Origin of the sequence: Legionella sp. PATHC035 (assembly GCF_026191115.1) — a bacterium.
In the GTDB taxonomy this organism is placed as follows: Bacteria; Pseudomonadota; Gammaproteobacteria; order Legionellales; family Legionellaceae; genus Legionella.
Genome location: NZ_JAPHOT010000001.1, coordinates 1966514 through 1989276, shown reverse-complemented (window position 1 = coordinate 1989276; position 22763 = coordinate 1966514). Strand labels below are relative to the sequence as shown.

The following is a 22763-nucleotide window of genomic DNA, read 5'->3' as shown; positions in this document are numbered from 1 at the left end:
GATAACACAAGAGAAAGGACGCATTGCGGAGCAGAACGCTTTAGCCTATTTAAAAACACAAGGACTTAAATTAATTACGCAAAATTACAGGTGTCGGCTGGGCGAAATTGATTTAATTATGCGTGACAAGGAAACGCTGGTTTTTATTGAGGTCCGTTCGCGAATTTCCGCCCAGTTTGGTGGGGGGATTGCGAGCGTTACTTATGCAAAAAGACAAAAAATAATCAAGACAGCCACCCTCTATATGCTAGAGCATCAAAAATTTGAACAATTTGCTCTTCGTTTTGATGTGATCAGCCTTGATGGAAAATCAGGGACCATAAATTGGATAAAGGATGCATTTGGGGCGGACTATTAATTAAGCTCGCTGCGGTTTGCTGCTGAATTGGATGTAGGTTGGTTAATCCAACCAAAACCCCCATAATGCATTAAAAGAAATGCTGGGCCCAAGGCCCAACCGGCATCTGAGTGAAAGCTGATTAGGGATGACACTTCTGGTGGTTCTTCCTAGCGGTTACAATTTTTTAATGAAGTAGAGGTTTAATATGATGGTACAAATGGAAGAACGAGTAAGGCATTTATTTGGTATAAACATAGAAACCAAAATAGCGCTTGCTGATTCTTTATCTGATTTGATTGCCAGGGCTGGTCAACGTTTAGTGAATTGTTTGCTTGCAGATGGAAAAATATTATTGTGTGGCAACGGGGGCTCAAGTGCCAACTGCATGCATTTTGCCAGTGCAATGTTGAATCAATTTGAAGTTGAGAGGCCTTCTCTGCCCGTAATCAACTTAAGTACAGATGCAACCAGTTTAAGTTCTTCTGCCAATGACAATCATTACAGTCAAATTTTTGCCCGACAAATTCAAGCGCTTGGGCAAGAAAATGATGTCTTGCTCATGTTAACTACATCAGGCAATTCAGACAGTATGCTGTATGCCCTCCACGCTGCCAATGAGCGAGGCATGGATGCTGTTGCTTTGAGCGGACGTGATGGCGGTGTGCTCGCAAACCATTTAGGCCCTGAGGATATCGAGCTGCGCGTTGCGTCGGATAATTCAGCACGAATTAGAGAAATGCATCTGTTCATCTTGCATTGCTTTTGTGATTTAATTGACCAATCATTATTTGGTCAAGTCATGGGATAAAAAAATGAGATTTAAATTAAGATCGATTGCATTTCTTTTAGTGGCTACCCTGTTAACAGGTTGTGTTGCAGCAGTAGTAACTGGTGCTGTGGCCGGAATGGTTTATGACCGGCGTGGGGTTATCACTATGGAAGCCGACGCACGACTATTTCATGTGATTCATAAAGCCATTGTAACAAACCGTCAGTTTAGTGATTCACGAGTTCTGGTGACCAGTTTTAATCGTGTGGTATTGCTTGTTGGGCAAACACCTACCTCCTCTTTGCGAGATTTGGCTGAAAAAATTGCTCGAGGAACCCCCGGAGTACATCGCGTATATAATGAATTATCGGTTGGATATCCTATACCACTTACTGCTCGTTCCAATGACAGTTTGATTACCAGCCAAGTTCGCACCAGATTGTTGGCTAAAAAGGGTCTAGAGTCAGGCTCTATCCGGGTTGTGACTGAAAATCGAGTCGTGTACCTCATGGGTATCGTTAACGATCAACAAGCAGCGCTTGCCGTAGATGCGGCACGACGAGTTAATGGCGTGAACAAAGTAGTCAAAATTTTTCAATACATTCATTAAAATAAAATGCTAAAACAAGGATGTTTTGCTGTATTACTAATCGTCGTTCTATTCTGTTTGTCTGGCTGCATAGGCAGCATATGGACAGGCGCCACTATGGTTTACGATAGACACGATGTGTATAAAAAATTGGATGATTACAATTTATTCCTTAAAGTGAATAATGCAATCACGGTTGATAATGCATTTAAAAATAATAATTGTGTCATTGATATCGCAATTTTCAATGGAGATGTCTTAGTGGCGGGCCATGTTCCTACCGCTGAAATGCAAGCCGAGTTACAACGACGATTGGCTACAGTAAAGGGTTATCGACGTTTGTTTAATCAGGTCAGGGTCAGTTCTGCGGGATCAAATTCAATGCAAGACAGTTGGATCACCGCAAAGATTCGCAGCCAAATTTTCTCTGATGGCTCTATTGATCCTAATGCGTTTAAGGTCGTGACTTCTGATCGGGTTGTCTATTTAATGGGAGATGTGCATCAAGAGCAAGCCGAGAAAGTCATTAATATGGCAAGACAAACCAGTGATGTTGCGCGTGTGGTAAAAATTCTTAAATATTATACTTATCAAAATAATCCGGTTGCATAATCCTAAAAAAGCAGTTGGATGCAAAAGAGACATACATCCTACTGCTTTTTTAGGATGCATGTATTAATGGAAATGTCCCTTGTCAGGTCGTTTACGTATTTTCCTCAATTTAAATTGCCGTAACAATCCCGTAGAACCATTTAATCCTTCTTCATTTAAGCCATTACTTTGATTACAAGGGTGAGATCTACAGTGTTGTCGATATTCTAAATGATGTTTATTATGTTTATGATGTAACCCATCGCTATAACGAGCGAGCATTTTTTGTTGCAGACCGGCTGCAGTATGTTGGATCTTATCAGGCATGTTCTTTCCTTTTGCGAGGTTAATAACACTACTTATTACCTGAGTTGCGATAATAAGTTCCACACTCTAATTATAGACGCTAAAATCTGTTGTTTGCGGCGTTCGACCGGATATAACCACACGTTTAAGGGAGTACAGCATGAATTATTTACATACGATGGTGCGAATTTCTAATTTGCAAGAATCACTTGACTTCTATTGCAATAAACTGGGTTTAGTTGAAGTCAAGCGTACAGACTATGAGAAAGGCCGATATACATTAATATTTCTGGCATCCCCTAATGATCTCGAACACGCCCAGCAGGCAAATACACCCATGCTTGAGCTGACATTCAATTGGGATCCAGAAGATTACCAAGAAGGACGTAATTTTGGCCATATAGCGTATCGAGTAGAGGATATCTATGCTACCTGTCAGCGATTAAAAAATGCGGGGGTAGTTATTAACAGGCCACCACGAGATGGGCGTATGGCGTTCATTCGTTCGCCGGATAATATCTCTATCGAATTGCTGCAAAAAGGGGAGCCCTTACCTATCCAAGAGCCCTGGGCGTCCGCACCCAACATAGGTCACTGGTGATAAACAATCATGCATGTATAAAATATGGCATTGCTTATTCAAACTGATTGATTTATAATTCGCGCGGTGAAACGTAGGTGAATATGTGAACAAACAACTGAGTAAACGTGGTATTGTACGGCTATGGTGTGTACAATCAGGCGTTACACTAGTTTTTGCAGCTTTATGCGCACTAGTATATGGTGCAAATGCAGCGAGCTCAGCTTTGCTTGGTGGCATAGTGTGTATTGTTCCCAATGCATACTTTGCAAGCAAACTGTTTAAGTATCAAGGTGCACGTTCAGCCAAGCTGATCGTAAATAGTTTCTACAAGGGCGAAGCCTTAAAGATAATTATATCCATATTCCTATTCACCGCGGTGTTTTTACTGGTTAAGGTTACGCCGCTCGCGTTTTTTGTATCCTACATCATGATACAGATGACGCATTGGTTTGCCCCGTTGATTATTGTAAATAAACAGAATAGGCCTGAAAGTGACTGAAATGGTATCTAGCACAAACTACATCAAGCATCATTTAACGTACCTTACATATAACGTTAGTGATATGAAATTGGGTTCGGGTGGTTTCTGGACATTGAATCTTGACACACTGTTTTTCTCCATTGTTTTAGGGGTTTTTGTGTGTGCGCTCATGTATTTTGGTGCGCGGAAAGTCACAACAGGCGTCCCCGGCAAGTTACAGAATTTTGCCGAGATTATGCTCCAGTTTGCAGATAATCAGGTCAAAGACTGCTTTCATGGTAAAAATAATTTAATTGGCCCACTCGCACTAACCATATTTTTATGGGTTTTCCTCATGAATTTTATGGATATATTACCGGTAGACATTTTGCCAGCAATTGCACAGACCGGTGGTATTCATTACCTTAAAGTAGTACCAACCAACGATTTGAATTTAACCTTTGGTTTGTCAATTTCGGTATTTATTCTTATCATTTTTTACAGTATTAAGATTAAAGGGGTTAAAAAGTTCATAAAAGAGCTTACCTTACAGCCTTTCAATCATCCAGGATTTATACCTTTTAACCTGTTGCTGGAAGTAGTTGGTCTTGTTGCTAAGCCCATCTCATTGGCACTGCGGTTATTTGGAAACTTATATGCAGGCGAATTGATATTCATATTAATCGCCCTGTTAACCTTAAATGCTGCAACATCATCAACACTGGGTACTGCGACCTTGGGCACAGCACAATTTATTTTGGCGCTGGCTTGGTCAATATTCCATATATTGGTAATTACATTGCAAGCATTTATTTTCATGGTGCTAACGATTGTTTACTTGAGTTTGGCACACGAAGATCATTAACCGATTTAATTTTCATCCATTGTAAAGGGGATAAATATGCAAGCCGCTAGTTTAATAGCACAAGTTCAAAGTATGACCGTAGTTGCGGTTGCCTTGTTAATTGGTTTGGGTGCATTGGGCACAGCGATAGGATTTGGTTTGCTTGGTGGCAAATTCCTTGAAGGCTCAGCGCGTCAACCAGAAATGGTTCCAATGTTACAAGTTAAAATGTTCATCGTTGCTGGTTTGTTAGACGCCGTAACCATGATTGGAGTGGGTATCGCATTGTTCTTTACTTTCGCAAACCCTTTCCTAAGCAACCTGGGTTCTTGATAACACAAAATCAGGGCGCAAAGCGCCCTAATTGTTACAGGAGATTAAACGGTGGAAATTAATTTAACACTAATTGTACAAATGCTGGTTTTCGCAGCTTTTGTTTTGTTTACTATGAAATTAGTATGGCCTCCCTTGGCAAAAGCTATGGAAGAGCGACAAGACAAGATTGCTGATGGCTTAGCTGCTGCTGAACGTGGTCGCAAAGAATTAGAATTAGCACAACATCGCGTTAAAGATGAGTTAAAGCAAGCTAAAGTTCAATCAGCTGACATTATTGAAAAAGCAAATAAGCGTGCTGCGCAAATAATTGAAGAAGCAAAAGAAACGGCAAAACATGAAGCGCAAATGCAGGTGAAGTTGGCACAAGAGCAATTACAGCAACAAATCAATCATGCAAAAGATGAGTTGCGCAAACAAGTTGCACACTTAGCCATAACAGGCGCTGAGAAAATTTTAAAGCGTGAAATAGATGCTAAGGCAAATACTGCATTGTTAGATAACTTGATAGAAGAGATTTAAAATGTCTGATAGTACCACCATAGCCAGACCCTATGCTAAAGCAATTTTTGAATATGCGTTAGGGGAAAAAAAATTAGCGGAGTGGTCAGCACATTTGAGAAATCTTGCGCAAGCTGTGTTGACGCCAGAAGCTGAATACTTTATTGCTAATCCTGCAACAACTGTAGAACAGCATATGGAGTTGTTGCACGCAGCAATTGGTGCAAAATCAAATGAAAACAAGCCATTAGGTAATTTAATTACGTTACTGGCTACCAACAAAAGATTGATGTTGCTACCCGATATTTATGCACTCTATGAAGCACATCGCGCAGAGCAAGAAAAAACTCTGGATGTTGATGTCAGCAGTTTCTCTGATTTATCTAGTGCACAACAACAACGATTAATCGAATCTTTAAGTCAGCGCTTGCAGCGTAAGGTCTCGTTAAAAATCAATATTGATCCTTCCTTGCTTGGTGGAGCAATAATTCGAGCGGGCGATTTAGTTATAGATGGTTCAGTTCGTGGCAAGCTTAATAAGCTAAACACTGAACTGGCTGCATAATTTAGAGGATAGTTTCCATGTCAGAACAAGTAGCATTAAATCCTTCTGAAATCAGTGAATTAATCAGAAAGAAAATAGAACACTTTAGTGTAGTATCTGAAGCACGAAATGAAGGTACTATTGTTAGTTTAAAAGACGGTGTTGTGAGCTTACATGGCCTTGAAGATGTAATGGCTGGGGAAATGATTGAATTCCCAGGCGGGGTGTATGGTCTTGCTCTTAACCTTGAAAGAGATTCAGTGGGCGCGGTTGTTCTTGGTGAATATTCTTCTTTAGCTGAAGGTCAAAAAGGTAAATGTACTGGGCGTATTCTCGAAGTTCCAGTAGGTAAAGGACTTTTAGGCCGTGTTGTTGATGCATTAGGTAATCCGATTGATGGTAAAGGACCAATCGATGCTGCAGGCATGTCCCCCATTGAAAAAGTAGCTCCTGGCGTTATTGCACGTAAATCAGTAGATCAGCCTGTTCAAACTGGATTAAAAGCAATTGACGCGATGATTCCTGTCGGACGTGGTCAGCGTGAGCTTATCATCGGCGACCGCCAAACAGGAAAAACAGCGATTGCTATTGATGCGATTATCAACCAGAAAGGTACCGGCGTTAAGTGTATTTATGTTGCCGTTGGCCAAAAAGCTTCTTCTGTTGCTGCTATAGTTCGTAAACTTGAAGAGCACGGTGCTTTAGAGCATACCATCGTTGTCGTCGCAGGTGCTTCTGATTCTGCCGCATTGCAATTTATTGCTCCCTACGCGGGATGTACTATGGGCGAATACTTCATGGAGCATGGTGAGGATGCATTGATTGTTTATGACGACCTCACAAAACAAGCTTGGGCATATCGACAAATCTCCTTATTATTACGCAGACCACCAGGCCGCGAAGCTTATCCTGGGGATATTTTCTATTTGCATTCACGCTTATTAGAAAGAGCTGCACGAATCAATGCTGATGAAGTAGAGAAGCTGACTAAGGGCGCAGTAAAAGGCAAAACAGGTTCATTAACTGCATTACCAATTATTGAAACCCAAGCTGGTGACGTATCTGCATTCGTACCAACTAACGTTATTTCCATCACAGACGGTCAGATATTCCTCGATGTGGATTTGTTTAACTCAGGGGTTCGACCTGCAATTAACTCAGGTTTATCCGTATCGCGTGTGGGCGGTGCTGCACAAACCAAAATCATGAAGAAATTAGGTGGCGGTACGCGTTTGGCACTCGCGCAATTTCGTGAGCTGGAGGCTTTCTCCCAATTTGCTTCCGATCTTGATGATGCGACCCGTAAGCAATTAGAACGCGGACAGCGAATTACTGAGCTGATGAAGCAAAAGCAATACTCTCCATTATCTGTTGCTGAGATGGGTACAGCATTGTTTGTCGTTGAAAAAGGTTATTTAGATGATGTGCCTGTGAACGAAGTTGCGGCATTTGAAGCGTCATTACATGATTATATGCGCAGCTCGCATCCTGATCTGTTACAACTGATCAATGAAGCAGGTGCTTACGATAATGACATTGAAGCAAAATTGAAAAAAGCTGTAGAAGACTTTAAGCGTACAGCAAGTTGGTAAGTCAATTTAAGGCGAAATGATATTATGGCTGGAGCAAAAGAAATCCGTTCGAAAATTTCGAGTATTAACAAAACTCGAAAGATTACTCGTGCGATGGAGATGGTGGCAGCAAGTAAGATGCGTAAAACTCAAGAGAGAATGCGCGCATCTAAGCCGTATGCCAGTAAAATCTACAGCGTAGTAAAGCACATTGCGCGCGCGCACTCAGAATACAGACATCCGTTTATGACCCATCGCGAGATTAATCGTATTGGTCTTATCGTTGTTACTACCGATCGGGGTTTATGTGGTGGTTTAAACGTAAACCTGTTACGTGAAACAGTTCGTACTATTCGTAACTGGAAGGAACAAGGTAAAGAGGTTGATCTGGCAGTTATCGGCCGTAAAGGGCAAGCTTTTTTTAAGCGTGTTGGCAGTAATGTTCTTGGTTCTGTTGATCATCTTGGTGATACGCCAAGCATTAATGACGTTATTGGCATTGTAAAAGTGATGCTTGATGCGTTTAACAACGGCACCATCGATGCACTGCATGTGGTTTACAACGAATTTGTTAACACCATGACGCAAAAACCAGTGGTGAAACAATTACTCCCATTGCCAAAATCAGAAGAAGACACCACGACAATGGGCCATCATTGGGATTATATTTATGAACCTGATGCTAAGGAATTGCTGGATAATCTTTTAGAACGTTATATCGAATTGCAGATTTACCAAGCAGTTGTTGAAAACATTGCTTGTGAACAAGCGGCTAAAATGATTGCAATGAAAAATGCAACCGATAATGCCGGTGATTTGATTAAAGAATTTCAATTGGCTTATAACAAAGCACGACAAGCTGCAATTACGCAAGAATTGGCAGAAATTGTCGGTGGCGCAGCCGCTTTATAAGAGGGTATAAAATGAGCTTAGGAACTGTAGTAGAAATTATTGGCGCGGTTGTGGATGTGGAGTTCCCCCGTGAGAATGTCCCTAAAATCAATGATGCATTAAAACTTGTTGATGGTGATTTGGTTTTTGAAGTACAGCAACAACTTGGTGATGGTGTAGTTCGTACTATTGCTATGGGAACAACTGAAGGACTTAAACGTGGTTTGCGCGCTGAAAATACAGGCAATCCTATTCAAGTACCTGTTGGCAAGAAAACCTTGGGCCGAATTATGGATGTCCTTGGTCGCCCAGTTGATGACGCGGGCCCAATCGGCGCCGAAGAGCATTGGTCTATTCACCGCAAGCCACCAAGTTACGAAGAGCAAGCAGGCAGTCAAGAATTGCTTGAGACAGGTATTAAAGTAATTGACTTACTTTGTCCTTTTGCTAAAGGTGGAAAGGTAGGTCTGTTCGGTGGTGCGGGTGTAGGTAAAACCGTTAACATGATGGAACTCATTCGCAACATTGCAATTGAGCACAGTGGTTACTCAGTATTTGCTGGTGTGGGCGAGCGTACTCGTGAAGGAAACGACTTCTATCATGAAATGAAAGATTCCAATGTATTGGATAAAGTATCATTAGTTTATGGTCAGATGAATGAGCCACCAGGTAACCGTTTACGTGTTGCATTAACTGGTTTGACCATGGCTGAGAAATTCCGTGATGAAGGTCGCGACGTGTTACTGTTTGTCGACAACATCTATCGTTATACCCTAGCGGGGGTTGAAGTATCTGCTCTGTTAGGCCGTATGCCATCAGCGGTGGGATATCAACCAACACTGGCTGAAGAAATGGGGATGTTGCAAGAACGTATTACTTCAACTAAAACAGGCTCTATTACTTCAATTCAGGCGGTATATGTACCTGCTGACGACTTAACTGACCCATCACCTGCAACGACGTTTGCTCACTTGGATGCAACAGTTGTATTGTCACGACAAATTGCTGAATTGGGTATTTATCCTGCAGTAGATCCTTTAGATTCAACTTCTCGACAATTGGATCCACTCATTGTCGGACAGGAACATTACGATACGGCTCGACGTGTTCAACAAACACTGCAACGCTATAAAGAATTAAAAGATATTATTGCGATTCTTGGTATGGATGAATTATCTGAAGAAGATAAGCGTGTTGTTACCCGTGCTCGTAAGATTCAAAGATTCTTGTCACAACCATTCTTCGTTGCTGAAGTCTTTACTGGTTCTCCAGGAAAATACGTATCCCTAAAAGATACAATTAAAGGCTTCCAAGGTATTCTCGCCGGTGAATATGATGATTTACCTGAGCAAGCATTTTATATGGTTGGTAGCATTGAGGAAGCAGTTGCTAAAGCTAAGACCTTATGAGGTAGGCAAATATGACTAGAACAACGCACTTAGATATTGTTAGTGCTGAACATGAAATATTCTCCGGTGTGGTCGAAATGGTTGTTGCAACCGGAGAGTTAGGTGAAGTAGGCATTACAGCAGGTCATGCGCCTTTGCTTACCGTTCTCAAACCAGGTGAAGTACGGGTTACCTTGCCTGGTGGCCACCAGGAAATTTACTACGTTCAAGGTGGAATGCTGGAAATTCAGCCTAACAGTGTTACTGTTCTTGCTGATGTGATTGAGCGTGCCGATCACCTTGATGAATCCGCTGCACTTGCTGCAAAAGCCCAAGCTGAAGCAGCAATGGCCAACAAAGGTGGTGAAATGGATTATTCAGTTGCTGCTGCAGAATTAGCACGCGCTGTTGCCCAAATTCGTGCAATTCAAAAAGTAAGAAAGACCATCAAGTAACAATTCTCTGTTCAAGAGATACTCCTTTATTTGGTAACCTGGGTAAAGCACAACGAAACCTGGGTTACTGTTCTCCAGCTGACTCTGCCAAACATTCAAATGCTGCCGTGGTCAAGGGAATCTAATTCTTTAATGAATTACAAATTAACTGTTCCGTACGATTGACATTTTAAAGTGTATTTAGGATAGGACGGTGGCATAATACCTACAATTATTTCGCTTGTAATGGTAGCCATTTAAGTGGTCCAACTGCTCTGCCTTTAGAAAATATATATGGGTACATTGCATTTTGTGCTACACCGCTACCGAGCAGTGGCACTGGATTCGATGCCTATACAGCACTGCAGTATAGCTACAAAAACCATTCAAGCTATGCACAGGATTTTAATTCCTATACTTCGCTAATACATCAAGCGCTGCAAATGAACGTTTATGCGTATTCTGTAGATAATGCCGTAGGTTTTATCAGTACTTCCGGCAATGGACTGGTAATCACAGTTGGTGGCGCGACAGGGTTAGCCAATTCTCAACAATACAATCCGCAACAGGTGATAACTGGAAGTCCAGGCACGCCAGCAGCTGGCAGTCCATTTCCTGTCTCTAGCCATTATGGCGTATGTTCACAAACGGCGTCATCTAGCCTGGGCAGCGGGAGCTCATTTAAATTCCAACTTCCAAGCACCTCTTTTCCTTGTGTCCTCACTCTAGAAGATTCGCTTAAAAGTCTTTACCATTTCACCCTGAAGGCTCCTGCACCATTAACATCAACCGCTGCAGATATGCGTTGTGCAGCAGAAGATCAGCCTTAGTGGAGTAGTGTAGTGGTTACCTCGGCACAAGGCATAAGTAGCGCACCACCTTATCCGTAGTGTGTTTATGAAGGACGGCGACAAAAAGTCGTCGTCCCTCATTTCGGAACAAACCCATATTCTATGCTCACAAGAGAGTGGAGATCACGTCATATTAATAACTAGTAGAAGATCGGTTCTATTCATATGTTTTGCCATTATTCTCTGGCTTTTCGATATCTGAAAATAAAACGACCTGATTTCTTCCATGTGCTTTGGCGAAATATAACGCCTTGTCTGCTGACTCGATTAATGCTTCCGCATTGCGTCCATGCATCGGATATACGGCAATACCAATAGAAATGGTTATAGGACCCACATGCTGCGCGCCATATTTTATCTGCAGTCGGGAAACATTATGTCTAATGCTTTCAGCACGATTTTTGATCATTTCAGCACCGATGCCATAAAAAACAATAATAAATTCTTCGCCACCATAACGGGCTGCTATATCTCCGACCCGGATATCATCTTGTAACAGTTTTCCTAATTCTTTTAAGACTGCATCGCCGGCATCGTGTCCATAAGAGTCATTTATTTTTTTGAAGTGATCTAGATCCAGCATCAAGATTGATAGTGGGGTTCGAGTTCGCTCTGATTGATGAATCTGTTTTAAAAGAAAATCCTCTAGATAGCGACGATTATATAAACCAGTTAAAGGATCGCGCATCGATTGATAGCGGAGATTTTCTCTTAAGCGTACATTAGCAAATGCTAGGGCAGTTAATTCGCAGAATGCATTGATTATCAGGTGCTGATTTTCAGTAAATGACACTGGAGTTTCTTGAGTGATTTCTAAATACAATAAACCGTAAATATCATTCTGAGCCATGAGCGGAACGCAAAGATAGGTTACGTTCAACTCTTTGGTCATGTGCACATGATTGCAAATTAATTCATTATGTAATGGGCGTACATGATGCATTCTTCCTAAGCGGATTGCCCAACATGCATCAGGAGAAAAAATATTATCTTGAGGGGTGGGTGAACCCCATGATGTGGCCATTTCCAGATAGTTTCTTGAGGGATGCATGATATATAAATAACCACTCGCAAAACTCAACATCCGTTGGCAATATTTTGTCATGACATGACCTAATTCTTCTTGCGAACTGCATGTAAGCATAATATCACTCAATTCAACAAGCAGGGTGATTTGCTCATTTTTCTCTTGCAGTGCTTGCATGCCCGCGTGGAGTTGTTCATAGGACTTTTTAAGTTCGGTTTGTTCTTCAACTTGTTTCGTAATATTCCGAATGATATACACTGCGCCACTGATTTCATTATGTTCGTTTTTAATCAAGCTGGAGGTAATTTCATAGAAATTACGTTGCTTTTGTACTTCAAATTCAATATTGCGAACAAACTCTCCACCTTTTAACGATTCTTTCCACACCTCCACCAATTTACTTTTCGAACTGGCAACATCATCTAGAGCAACTTCAACATTCATGCCGATGGCTATAGGTTTACCAAATAAACGCTTGAATTCACGTTGGTATGCTTCATTAAAGATCAGATAGCAATGATTATTATCAACTGCAGCGATCATATCGGATGCACTTTCCAAGATACTTCTTAACTGAGTACCCACATTTTTCCTTTCCCGTTCCGCAGTAAAACTGCGAGCAAGTTCCTTATTCGTGAGGATGAAGGCTAAGATTAAGCCCCCAATACTGATAATACTGCCAAAGATAATGATAAAGTTTGCGAGTTTCGCATTATCAAGAACGATTGCATTGCGTTCATTTAATAATACTAATTCAACGGCTTTTATTTCGTGCGCTATGTCTTTAATTTGATTTGAAAGATCGATCTCTTGACGAAAGAAGTCCATACCTTCTTGCGAATAGAGTTTATTACTCATTTTTGATTGAATGCTTTGATTTAATTGACTAAGCCTTTGATTGGTTAAATCAAAAAAGCGTGTGACTCGCTCGGTTTGAGACAGGTTATCTTTTGCTAAATCAAATAAGCTATCAAAATTAGGCTTAAGTTCGGATTTTATTTTATCGATTTTTGTGATGAATTGCTTATCACCCGAGATAAGATAGCCTCTTTGCAACGAATTAAGATGGACGACGGAAAATAATATTTGTTCTGTGGCCTGAATGACTTGATAAGTATGCGTCACCAAACGGTTGGCTGCCATCAGCTTATTGAGTTGGCGATAAGAGAAAATACTAATAATCAATACGAGCGAGAGCGCGGGTATGAAAATAAAATACATCAAAAATTTACTGGATTTATAGTCTTTGTCTGTATTTATGCTCTCATCCATAAGTAGCCATTAATTATGCTTTCATTGATTCAATTATATATCATTATCCATGTAATTCTTGGCACTAGGAAATAGATGGATGCACTTTAGGTATTATTTACAATGGCTTAGCATTTTATTCCATCATCATGCACAAAGTTATCCACAGGAGGAAATTGCTTCAAAAAATAACATTTTTTTGAAATCATATATTTTTCAATAAGTTACAAAAAATACTATAATAAGCACTATAGACAGAGCAAAGTTATTCACAATATAGATGCAGTTTCTATATATGCGATAAGCGAACTTTGCTAAAATTGCTTTGCAATAAAGCCTTGCGATGTTTAAATAGTAATTATTATTTTCATGAATAAAAAAACAATGAATGAAGTTACAGAACGAAAAGCATTAACTGAGTTTACGGAAAAAGCGTACCTTGATTATTCAATGTACGTCATTTTAGATAGAGCCTTACCCCATATCGCAGATGGTCTAAAGCCAGTGCAGCGACGCATTATTTATGCAATGTCGGAGCTTGGTTTAAAGGCAACTGCCAAATATAAGAAATCAGCACGTACCGTTGGGGATGTACTGGGTAAGTTCCATCCACATGGCGACAGTGCATGTTACGAAGCCATGGTACTCATGGCGCAACCCTTCTCTTACCGTTATCCTTTTGTTGATGGCCAAGGAAACTGGGGTTCTCCGGATGATCCCAAATCTTTTGCTGCCATGCGATATACCGAGGCTCGATTATCTCCTTATGCAGAAGTACTTCTTTCAGAGTTATTGCAAGGTACCGTTGATTGGGTGGACAATTTTGATGGAACGCTGCAGGAACCCGCGTTATTGCCGGCACGCTTGCCTAATATATTATTAAATGGCGCCACCGGGATCGCAGTGGGCATGGCGTCCGATATTCTGCCCCATAACTTAACGGAAGTAGCTAATGCGTGTGTGCATTTATTGGATAATCCTCAAGCCGATTTAGCAGCGATTGCGCAACACATAAAAGGGCCAGATTTTCCGACAGAAGCTGAAATAATAACCCCACCTGAAGCAATTGCTACGCTGTATGAAACAGGTAATGGTTCAATCAAAATGCGGGCTGTTTACAGTCAGGAAAAACAAAATATAGTGATCACCGCCTTGCCTTATCAGGTATCGGGTGCCAAGGTAGTGGAGCAAATCGCTTTACAGATGCAACAGAAAAAATTGCCAATGGTAGAGGATTTGCGCGATGAGTCCGATCATGAGCATCCTACTCGTTTAGTCATTATTCCCCGTTCAAACCGAGTTGATGTAGACGGTTTAATGTCGCATTTATTTGCCACTACCGATTTGGAACGAAGTTATCGTGTTAATTTCAACATGATAGGACTTGATGGCAGACCCAAAGTTAAAAATTTATTGGATATTCTTACCGAGTGGTTGTCTTATCGATTAACGGTAGTGAAGCGACGTTTGGAATATCGTTTGGTCAAAGTACTGGATCGAATTCATGTACTTGAAGGGTTACTGATTGCCTATTTGAACATTGATGAAGTGATTGCAATTATCCGTGAACACGAACACCCGAAACAAGGCTTAATGGCTCGTTTTAATCTCAGTGACCGTCAAGCGGAAGCGATTTTAGAAATGAAATTGCGTCATTTGGCGAAACTCGAAGAAATCAAGATACGTGGTGAGTTGGATGAGCTATGCGCTGAACGAGATAATCTGCAAAACATTCTTGCATCAGAGCAACGTTTAAAAGCTCTAGTCAAAGAGGAAATTATAAGAGATAGAGATGAGTTTGGTGATGCGCGTCGCTCCCCCATCATCGTTCGCCAGGAATCACAAGCATTGAAAGAAGAGGATATTCTACCCAATGAGCCTATTACGGTCGTGCTTTCCAAAAAAGGCTGGGTAAGGGCCGCTAAAGGATATGATGTCATAGGCAGTGAGCTCAGTTATAAAGCGGGGGATGAGTTCAAAGCCCAAGCTATGGCGCGCTCAAATCAGCAAATACTCTTTTTTGATAGTGAAGGTAAGGTGTACTCCTTACCTGGCCATGTCTTACCCTCTGCTCGCGGACAAGGCGAGCCCCTGACCGGGAAGCTGAATCCGGCTGAAGGTGCATTGTTTGAAGCGGTAGTTGGCGGTGAACCAGAACAATTGGTGTTATTAGCGTGTGACGCGGGATATGGTTTTATTGCAAAAATCGCCGATTTGTATGTAAAAAATCGCAATGGAAAGGCGTGCATTAGATTGCCTGAAGCCAGTCTCATTTTACCACCGCGAATACTACCGAAACACGATGAATTATTTGTTGCCTGCGCTACAAGTGTAGGCCGATTACTCATTTTTTCTGCCAAAGAAGTCCCTGAGTTATCTCGCGGAAAGGGCAATAAATTAATTAGCATTCCTGCAGCTAAAGCGGCCTCGCGCGAAGAATATGTGATTGATTTGCAAGTGCTCTCTGCCGATGATTCGCTCACCGTCCATGCCGGTAAACGCCATTTTACTTTGAAAGGGGCTGATTTAGAGCATTATAAAGGGGAGCGGGGGCGTCGAGGTAATCGATTACCGCGTGGCTTACAGAATGTGACGCAATTACAAGTCATTACCGCCGAATAAGCTCTTAAAGACAGGCTGCCATCAGTTTGTTGCTAATAAGCATCCAGTAAGGTTGGGCCTGGGCCCAACAGTGCCTTAAATACCCTGAAATAGGTAGCTCTTGTTGGCCAAGGCGCAGCCTACAGCAAATTGAGCAAAGCGTATCAATGAGAAAACGTCCTCGTTTCATCCAATATTTAAACCAATGATCTATTAAATAATTTAGAGTAGTGATAAAGTTCTGAGTAGTAATAATGGCTAATCATTTCCAATAATGGAAAATAGTTTAGATAGGGAAATCTTGGCGCTTATGTTAAAAATTTTTACCTTTGTTGCTTGTTTGCTACTGAGCGCCTGTTTTATGGTGGGCCCTAATTATAAAGAGCCGAAAAAACCGGTTGCTGCACATTGGCCAATAAGGGATGCCTCCGTAAAAGAAGCACCATTTAAAACAATAAAATGGTGGCAAGTTTTTCATGATCCAGTACTTACTTCATTAATTAATCAAGGTTATCACAATAATCTGTCAGTACAAATTGCTGGCGTAAGGGTTTTGCAAACTCGGGCACTATTGGCTCAGTCAGTTGGTCTGTTGTATCCGCAACAACAGGCTGCAACCGGTAACTTCACTTACTACGAAATTGGTGGCGGTGAGCTGCAAACGATTTTACCTTCAACCTTTGAAACCGCTTCGCTCGGTTTTACTGCGAATTGGGAAATAGATTTTTGGGGTAAATATCGCCGGGCTATCCAGGCTAATGATGCGACATTTTTATCTTCTCTAGCTGCTTATGATAATGCGCTGGTCACTCTTACTGCCGACGTTGCCAGCACCTACATCCAAATCCGTACTTATGAAGCGCAAATCAAGGTAACAAAAGCCAACATCGTGGTGCAGCGGGAAGGTCTAAAAATAGCCAAGGCTCGGTATAATGCAGGACAAACTAACCTGATTGATGTGGAGCAAGCGCAGACAGAGCTTTCACAGACCGAAGCGTCTCTGCCGCCATTGGTAAATAGTTTAGAGCAACAAAGGAATGCAATGGCGCTTTTATTAGGGACGGTGCCTAACGGAGTTGATGGACAACTTAGGAAAAGTAAAGGGATTCCTAAAGCACCTTCAACGATAGCGGTTGGAATTCCTAAAGAAACATTAGCGCGTCGACCGGACATTCATCAAGCACGTTTGGATGCGATAGCACAATCGGCCAAAATCGGCGCAACTAAAGCCAATCTTTTTCCATCTTTTTCTTTAAATGGGACGTTTGTTTTTTCTTCAAACAATATCGGGTCAAACTCCCTTGCCGATCTCTTTAATTGGTCAAATCGCTCTATAACTGCCGGACCAACGCTGACATGGCCAATACTTAATTACGGCCAAATCACCAACGCGGTACGGGCACAAGATGCCGTATTCCAGCAATCCGTATTAAATTATGTCAATCTGGTTCTAAAGGCACAGCAAGAAGTGCAAAATAATATTACCGCCTACATTGAAGCCAAAAAAGCGGAGCGCTCCTTAACGCAAGCAAACGCTGCTGCAATCAAAACGTTGAAACTCGCAATAATTCGTTACATTAACGGCGAAACAGATTTTACACCGGTGCTTAATGCCGAGCAGCAACAATTAAGTGTGCAGACTTCGTTGGTGAATGCGCAAGCGAATATTCCCCAGGCATTAGTCGCTCTTTATCGTGCACTTGGCGGTGGTTGGGAAATCCGCGGTACTCATGATGTGGTACCACAACAAATTAAAGCGGAAATGGCAGCACGAACCAACTGGGGTACTTTGCTCAAACAACAAAATCACGAAGCACCTCGAACTAAGAAAGAAAGGATAAAAGAACTTTATTTGCCTAAGTGGTAGAGGAGTTTACCCAGGTGGTAGAGCAATTTGCCTAAGTGGTAGAAACACTTACCTGGATGGAGGAAAAAAATATCCCCTCTCCCATTGTCGGGAGAGAGGCGGAGGTGAGGGGCATTGGCCATACTCAATACCTTCATCCGTCCTGACGCCTGCTCCCTCTGGAGAGGAAGGGATATTTTCTTTTAATCGCAGTAAGGTCGAAGTGAGGGGCCGATGAAACAATAGTTTCTTTATCCCTTGCAGTACGACACCATTCTTTCTTAAATGGAGAAAGGAAATTTGGGAATAAATAAAATGGTATCAGGTATGAACTATAAAGATTCTAAATCGGTCAAAATGGCAGGGATAGCTGTTGCTGTTTTACTTCTCATCTATTTGATGGTGCATTTTTTTGGCAAAAGTAATGTTCCAACGATCCCGCCGCCGCCAGTAGTTGTGCAAAAACCAATACCGGCAGAAATGGCCGAATATGTGACCCAAACAGGAAATACGGTAGCTTATAATTCAGTTAATCTGGTCGCTCGTGTTGAAGGCTATCTTGATTCCATAGAGTTTGTTGATGGAACATTTGTTAAAAAAGGAAAAGAGCTTTTTGTCATTCAACCCGAGCCGTATTTTGAAAAACTTAGGGCTGCTAAGGCAACTGTTGCCGCCACAAAGGCCTCGCTGGTGTACAATAAATCAGAGTACGCACGCCAACAGCGTATGTATAAAGAACACGCTACCTCGCTCAATGAAGTCGAAAAATGGTATGCCAAAACGTTAGAAATTGCTGCCGAATTGGATAAAGCAGAAGCCGAAGAAATCAATGCGGCCATTAATTACGGTTATACCCATATTTCAGCCCCATTTGATGGCCGAATTGGTCGACATTTGGTTGATGTTGGTAATCTTGTAGGCCACGGCGAAGCCACGAATTTAGCTACCATAGAGCAGATTGATCCTATCTATGTTTACTTTAATCTAAATGAAATTGATTTAATCAAATTGCGTGCTGCTGCGCGTGCGAGTGGATTTAAACCAAAAGATATTAACAAAATTCCGGTTGACGTGAGCTTACAAGGCGATACAACCTTCAAGTACAAGGCAACACTTGATTTTGTGAATACAGGCCTTAATGCATCTACGGGAACAATGGAGCTGCGTGCCCTTTTGCAAAATAAAGATTATATTTTTGTACCAGGACTCTTTGTGCAGGTACGTGTAGCGATATCCAAACCCAAAAAGCAATTAACAGTGCCTGATTCCGCGATTCTTTACGATCAAATCGGCGCTTATGTCTTAACTGTCGATACGAACCATCTCGTCGTATTGAAGCGAGTCACTTTAGGTAGTGTAGAGAATGGAATGCGTGGGATCGCTACGGGACTTGATGCTCAAGACCAGGTAATTATCGATGGCCTGCAATATGCGACTCCTGGAAATAAAGTGGAGCCTCGGCAACAGGCTGTACCAACGAAAGATGATCAAGACCAAGAACATAAAGAAGCCAAGCATTAATTGAGGTATGTGTCGTTCCACGGCCGCTAAGTTAAGAACCCCTTCTCTCGCTCGTGGGAGAGGGGCAGGGGTGAGCGTTTCGTAGCCCAATTAAACCTTTATCCGCCCTGACGGGCACCTCTTTCCCAAGGGGCGACGGAAAAGTATTTAGCTTAATGGCCGTGGTGCATGGTTCAGGGATTGTTACAAAAAGTGAGAAGACGGCAGAATGATTTCAAAATTTTTTATTGAGCGGCCTATATTGGCAAACGTTATTGCGCTACTCATAGTGCTGCTGGGATTGGTAGCCATTATTGCACTACCTGTCTCTCAATATCCTGCTATTGTGCCCCCCACCATTCAGGTGACCACCACCTATCCTGGCGCTGATGCGAAAACACTCATCAAAACCGTCGCTTTGCCCATTGAACAGCAAGTGAATGGGGTGGAAAACATGTTGTATATGCAATCTACCAGCACCGATAGTGGGGCTTATACGCTTATTGTTACCTTTTCTATCGGTACGGATCTTAATTTTGCACAAGTATTGGTACAAAATCGGGTGCAAGCGGCTATGGCACAATTACCCGAGTCAGTGCAAAAACAAGGAGTGGTGGTACAGCAGAAATCGACTGCGATTTTGCAATTTATTACCCTAACCTCCAAAAATGGTGAGTACGATGGATTGTTCCTTGATAACTACGCTGCAATTAACATGCAAGATGAGTTGTCGCGCTTGCCTGGCGTAGGTAATGTGATTATTTTTGGAACGGGTACTTATGCAATGCGCGTTTGGCTGGATCCTAGAAAAATGTTGGCCTACTCCCTCAATCCCAGTGATGTCTTGCAGGCCATTAGCCATCAAAACCAAGAGGTTTCTTCTGGACAAATTGCCGCACCACCCGCGGTAGGGAAACAACCTTATCAATTTACCGTGAATGTACCAGGACAACTTGCTGATGTCAGTGAATTTGAAAACATCATTGTGAAAACAGTTGCCCAAACACCAAATCAAAGCGCTAATGCAAGCAGTAGCGCGCAAATCGTACGCATTCGTGACGTGGGTCGTGTGGAGTTAGGCTCAAATAGCTACAGCCAACTCGCAAAATTGAATAATAAACCGACGGCGGCAATTGGTATTTATCAATTGCCAGGGGCCAACGCCCTGCAAGTCGCCAATGAGGTGCGTAATGCCGTAGCCAAAATGGCAAAAAAATTTCCTGCAGGGATGGAGTATTCGATTCCATTTGACACCACCATTTTCGTAAAAGCATCTGTTGACGAGGTGTACAAAACCCTATTCGAAGCAGGTATCTTGGTTTTAGTCGTAATTCTGCTGTTCTTACAAAACGCCCGCGCTACTTTGGTACCTACTACCACCGTGCCTGTGACCATCATAGGTGCATTTTTTGCCATGTTCATACTCCATTATTCCATCAACTTATTAACCTTATTTGCCTTGGTTTTAGCCATCGGAATTGTGGTTGATGACGCGATTGTGATTGTCGAAGGCGTAACCCAGCATATCGAGCGTGGCACCTCGCCCAAACAATCAGCAATTAATGCAATGACGGAGTTAATGGGACCAATTATTGGAATTACGCTGGTATTAATGGCAGTATTTGTGCCTGCGGGGTTCATGCCAGGATTAACTGGCGCGATGTATGCCCAGTTTGCACTGGTTATTGCGGCTACCGCATTTATCAGCGCGATTAACGCCATGACTTTAAAACCCACTCAATGTGCTTTGTGGCTTAAACCCGTTGACACCCAGAAAGAGAAAAACTTTATTTTCCGTTTATTCGATAAATATTATTATCCTATAGAAAATAACTACATTGGCTTTATCGACCGACTTGTTCATAAAAATAAAACCGTATGCCTTATTGGTATAGCCCTTGTCGTCTTGGCGATTATCGGTCTGAGCCGGGTCCCTACAGGATTTATACCCATGGAAGACCAAGGTTATGCGATGATGAACGTCCAATTACCTGATGGGGCCAGTTTAGGGCGAACAGAGGCATTGTTACATGATTTAAGTGATCAAGTCTCTAAAATTGGTGGTATAGAAAACGTCATCACCATTGATGGAATTTCGCTTTTGGATAATAGTGCTCCCCTTGCCAATGGCGGCGTTCTTTATGTGATGTTTAAAGATTGGAGTGTGCGCGGTAAAGACGAAGATTTGCTTTCCCTTTACAAAAAAATGAATGCGATTGCAGAGAAAACTTTGGGCGCTAAAGTGCTGGTGATGATCCCGCCACCGATTCAAGGGTTAGGGACTTCGGGCGGTTTTCAAATGCAACTTGAATTACAAGATGGATCATTTGATTATCGCAAATTACAAAGCGCGACGGACCAGTTGATTCTCTATGCAAGCCAACAACCGGAATTGCAACGGTTGAGGACTTCGTTTCGTGCTTCAGCACCGCAGCTTGCGGCGCCCATCAATCGAGTTAAAGCAGAAACTTTGGGCGTTACTGTGGGGGATGCAACCGAAACCTTGCAAACCTACCTTGGCTCCTCCTACGTAAACCTTTTTTCAAAATTCGGGCAGGTATTTCAGGTCTATGTCCAAGCAGATGCCGATTCACGGATGACCGTTGGCGATGTGCGTAATTTTTATGTTAGAAATAAATCAGGTGAAATGGTGCCCTTGGGTACACTGACCGATATGTCACCTACTGTTGGGCCACCCATTATTTCTCTTTATAATTTATATCCTTCCAGTAATATTTATGGCATGGCCGCGCAAGGGTACAGTTCGGGTCAAGCCATGCAGGCGATGGAGCGGGTTGCTAAAGAGGTATTACCCGCAGGGATATCTTACGAATGGACGAGTACTGCCTATCAGGAAAAGATTGCGGGAAATATGAGTTATTATATTTTTATCTTGTCGCTTGTTTTGGTGTATATGATTTTGGCGGGCCAATATGAAAATTGGATTGCCCCGGCAGCGATTTTGTTAAGCGTGCCTCTAGCCTTGATTGGAACCGTCTTTGCCCTATCCGCTTTGGGACTTTCCAATAATATGTACACCCAAATCGGGATATTACTGCTGATTGCATTAGCGGCGAAGAATGCCATTTTGATTGTTGAGGTGGCACGAGAAGAACATGAGCTGCATAATAAGTCCATCATGGAAGCCGCGGTAATTGGCGCGAAAACCCGTTTTCGTCCTATTTTGATGACCTCTTTTGCATTTATCCTCGGGGTGATGCCCTTGGTATTCGCTACCGGCGCCGGTGCCAATGCCCGGCGCTCGATTGGTATCGCCGTGTGCAGCGGGATGTTGGCCTCAACCTGCCTGGCGGTGGTCTTTGTACCTGCATTCTTTGTCATGCTGGTGACTTGGCAAGAAAAAAGAAAAGCGAAGAAGAATGCCAATACCGCAAATTTGAAAGAAGCTGGGCTTTAGGTATTTCAAATGTCTTTGGAATAAATGTTTTCCTCATTTTATATTGTAGCCTGGGTTCCGCTGCGCTGCACCCAGGCTACGTTTTTACATTCTATTTTACATGAATAGCGGTGTAATTTGGACCT

General features: G+C 42.2%; 21 protein-coding genes. 19 read left to right on the top strand and 2 right to left on the bottom strand.

The features are described 5' to 3' along the window. Position 1 precedes the first annotated feature (1 nt). The 4 genes from OQJ13_RS08770 (at position 2) to OQJ13_RS08755 (ending at position 2310) form a co-directional block, all read left to right on the top strand. Positions 2-358 (top strand): YraN family protein, encoded by a 357-nt coding sequence (locus OQJ13_RS08770; RefSeq protein ID WP_265711913.1) that lies wholly within the window; start codon positions 2-4, stop codon positions 356-358. A 190-nt stretch (positions 359-548) separates the two neighbouring features. After that, entirely contained in the window at positions 549-1148 is a 600-nt protein-coding gene (locus tag OQJ13_RS08765; protein WP_265711912.1) for a D-sedoheptulose-7-phosphate isomerase, read from the top strand. A 4-nt stretch (positions 1149-1152) separates the two neighbouring features. Then, complete coding sequence (locus OQJ13_RS08760; protein WP_265710485.1) at positions 1153-1719, top strand: BON domain-containing protein; 567 nt, start codon at positions 1153-1155, stop codon at positions 1717-1719. 6 nt (positions 1720-1725) lie between these two features. Further along, a complete protein-coding gene (locus OQJ13_RS08755) occupies positions 1726-2310 on the top strand; it encodes a BON domain-containing protein (RefSeq protein WP_265710484.1) in 585 nt (194 codons plus the stop codon). Between the two features lie 63 nt (positions 2311-2373). Here the strand turns inward: OQJ13_RS08755 and OQJ13_RS08750 are convergent, their stop codons facing one another. After that, a complete protein-coding gene (locus OQJ13_RS08750) occupies positions 2374-2616 on the bottom strand; it encodes a hypothetical protein (protein ID WP_265710483.1) in 243 nt (80 codons plus the stop codon). Between the two features lie 139 nt (positions 2617-2755). Here OQJ13_RS08750 and OQJ13_RS08745 point away from each other — a divergent pair, with 139 nt between their 5' ends. The 11 genes from OQJ13_RS08745 (at position 2756) to OQJ13_RS08695 (ending at position 10974) form a co-directional block, all read left to right on the top strand. After that, positions 2756-3196 carry a VOC family protein gene (locus OQJ13_RS08745; protein WP_265710482.1) on the top strand — a complete coding sequence of 147 codons (441 nt, stop codon included), beginning with the start codon at positions 2756-2758 and terminating at the stop codon, positions 3194-3196. 85 nt (positions 3197-3281) lie between these two features. Continuing rightward, positions 3282-3677, top strand: a complete 396-nt coding sequence (locus OQJ13_RS08740) for a F0F1 ATP synthase subunit I (RefSeq protein WP_265710481.1) — start codon at positions 3282-3284, stop codon at positions 3675-3677. 1 nt (position 3678) lies between these two features. Further along, a complete protein-coding gene (atpB, locus tag OQJ13_RS08735) occupies positions 3679-4503 on the top strand; it encodes a F0F1 ATP synthase subunit A (protein ID WP_265710480.1) in 825 nt (274 codons plus the stop codon). Between the two features lie 36 nt (positions 4504-4539). Then, positions 4540-4815 (top strand): F0F1 ATP synthase subunit C, encoded by a 276-nt coding sequence (atpE, locus tag OQJ13_RS08730; RefSeq protein ID WP_006869493.1) that lies wholly within the window; start codon positions 4540-4542, stop codon positions 4813-4815. Positions 4816-4866: 51 nt separating this feature from the next. Then, positions 4867-5337 (top strand): F0F1 ATP synthase subunit B, encoded by a 471-nt coding sequence (locus OQJ13_RS08725; protein WP_028381464.1) that lies wholly within the window; start codon positions 4867-4869, stop codon positions 5335-5337. 1 nt (position 5338) lies between these two features. Beyond that, positions 5339-5881, top strand: coding sequence for a F0F1 ATP synthase subunit delta (locus tag OQJ13_RS08720; RefSeq protein ID WP_265710479.1), 543 nt, complete (start codon positions 5339-5341; stop codon positions 5879-5881). Between the two features lie 17 nt (positions 5882-5898). Next, positions 5899-7452: a F0F1 ATP synthase subunit alpha gene (atpA, locus tag OQJ13_RS08715; RefSeq protein WP_058388161.1), complete on the top strand. Its 1554-nt coding sequence runs from the start codon at positions 5899-5901 to the stop codon at positions 7450-7452. A 24-nt stretch (positions 7453-7476) separates the two neighbouring features. Continuing rightward, a complete protein-coding gene (gene atpG / locus OQJ13_RS08710; RefSeq protein ID WP_265710478.1) occupies positions 7477-8343 on the top strand; it encodes a F0F1 ATP synthase subunit gamma in 867 nt (288 codons plus the stop codon). Between the two features lie 11 nt (positions 8344-8354). After that, on the top strand, positions 8355-9731 hold the full coding sequence (gene atpD, locus OQJ13_RS08705) for a F0F1 ATP synthase subunit beta (RefSeq protein WP_028381468.1): 1377 nt from the start codon (positions 8355-8357) through the stop codon (positions 9729-9731). Between the two features lie 11 nt (positions 9732-9742). Next, the gene (locus tag OQJ13_RS08700) at positions 9743-10165 is read left to right on the top strand and encodes a F0F1 ATP synthase subunit epsilon (RefSeq protein ID WP_028381469.1); all 423 of its coding nucleotides are present in this window, start codon (positions 9743-9745) and stop codon (positions 10163-10165) included. A gap of 422 nt (positions 10166-10587) precedes the next feature. After that, the gene (locus OQJ13_RS08695; protein WP_265710477.1) at positions 10588-10974 is read left to right on the top strand and encodes a hypothetical protein; all 387 of its coding nucleotides are present in this window, start codon (positions 10588-10590) and stop codon (positions 10972-10974) included. A gap of 178 nt (positions 10975-11152) precedes the next feature. Here the strand turns inward: OQJ13_RS08695 and OQJ13_RS08690 are convergent, their stop codons facing one another. Next, entirely contained in the window at positions 11153-13294 is a 2142-nt protein-coding gene (locus OQJ13_RS08690; protein ID WP_265710476.1) for a diguanylate cyclase, read from the bottom strand. A 348-nt stretch (positions 13295-13642) separates the two neighbouring features. Here OQJ13_RS08690 and parC point away from each other — a divergent pair, with 348 nt between their 5' ends. From parC to OQJ13_RS08670, 4 genes are all read left to right on the top strand, one after another. Beyond that, a complete protein-coding gene (gene parC, locus OQJ13_RS08685; RefSeq protein ID WP_265710475.1) occupies positions 13643-15895 on the top strand; it encodes a DNA topoisomerase IV subunit A in 2253 nt (750 codons plus the stop codon). Between the two features lie 289 nt (positions 15896-16184). Next, on the top strand, positions 16185-17741 hold the full coding sequence (locus tag OQJ13_RS08680) for an efflux transporter outer membrane subunit (RefSeq protein ID WP_265710474.1): 1557 nt from the start codon (positions 16185-16187) through the stop codon (positions 17739-17741). A 306-nt stretch (positions 17742-18047) separates the two neighbouring features. Continuing rightward, a complete protein-coding gene (locus tag OQJ13_RS08675) occupies positions 18048-19241 on the top strand; it encodes an efflux RND transporter periplasmic adaptor subunit (RefSeq protein ID WP_265710473.1) in 1194 nt (397 codons plus the stop codon). A 208-nt stretch (positions 19242-19449) separates the two neighbouring features. Beyond that, entirely contained in the window at positions 19450-22638 is a 3189-nt protein-coding gene (locus OQJ13_RS08670) for an efflux RND transporter permease subunit (protein WP_265710472.1), read from the top strand. Positions 22639-22763 lie beyond the last annotated feature (125 nt).

Coding starts and splice junctions, on each gene's coding strand:
- OQJ13_RS08760 (WP_265710485.1), top strand. CDS start 1,153: ATGAGATTTAAATTAAGATCGATTGCATTTCTTTTAGTGGCTACCCTG.
- atpB (WP_265710480.1), top strand. CDS start 3,679: ATGGTATCTAGCACAAACTACATCAAGCATCATTTAACGTACCTTACA.
- atpG (WP_265710478.1), top strand. CDS start 7,477: ATGGCTGGAGCAAAAGAAATCCGTTCGAAAATTTCGAGTATTAACAAA.
- atpE (WP_006869493.1), top strand. CDS start 4,540: ATGCAAGCCGCTAGTTTAATAGCACAAGTTCAAAGTATGACCGTAGTT.
- OQJ13_RS08690 (WP_265710476.1), bottom strand. CDS start 13,294: ATGGATGAGAGCATAAATACAGACAAAGACTATAAATCCAGTAAATTT.
- OQJ13_RS08700 (WP_028381469.1), top strand. CDS start 9,743: ATGACTAGAACAACGCACTTAGATATTGTTAGTGCTGAACATGAAATA.
- OQJ13_RS08675 (WP_265710473.1), top strand. CDS start 18,048: ATGAACTATAAAGATTCTAAATCGGTCAAAATGGCAGGGATAGCTGTT.
- OQJ13_RS08755 (WP_265710484.1), top strand. CDS start 1,726: ATGCTAAAACAAGGATGTTTTGCTGTATTACTAATCGTCGTTCTATTC.
- OQJ13_RS08765 (WP_265711912.1), top strand. CDS start 549: ATGGTACAAATGGAAGAACGAGTAAGGCATTTATTTGGTATAAACATA.
- OQJ13_RS08670 (WP_265710472.1), top strand. CDS start 19,450: ATGATTTCAAAATTTTTTATTGAGCGGCCTATATTGGCAAACGTTATT.
- atpD (WP_028381468.1), top strand. CDS start 8,355: ATGAGCTTAGGAACTGTAGTAGAAATTATTGGCGCGGTTGTGGATGTG.
- atpA (WP_058388161.1), top strand. CDS start 5,899: ATGTCAGAACAAGTAGCATTAAATCCTTCTGAAATCAGTGAATTAATC.
- parC (WP_265710475.1), top strand. CDS start 13,643: ATGAATAAAAAAACAATGAATGAAGTTACAGAACGAAAAGCATTAACT.
- OQJ13_RS08720 (WP_265710479.1), top strand. CDS start 5,339: ATGTCTGATAGTACCACCATAGCCAGACCCTATGCTAAAGCAATTTTT.
- OQJ13_RS08695 (WP_265710477.1), top strand. CDS start 10,588: ATGAACGTTTATGCGTATTCTGTAGATAATGCCGTAGGTTTTATCAGT.
- OQJ13_RS08750 (WP_265710483.1), bottom strand. CDS start 2,616: ATGCCTGATAAGATCCAACATACTGCAGCCGGTCTGCAACAAAAAATG.
- OQJ13_RS08680 (WP_265710474.1), top strand. CDS start 16,185: ATGTTAAAAATTTTTACCTTTGTTGCTTGTTTGCTACTGAGCGCCTGT.
- OQJ13_RS08745 (WP_265710482.1), top strand. CDS start 2,756: ATGAATTATTTACATACGATGGTGCGAATTTCTAATTTGCAAGAATCA.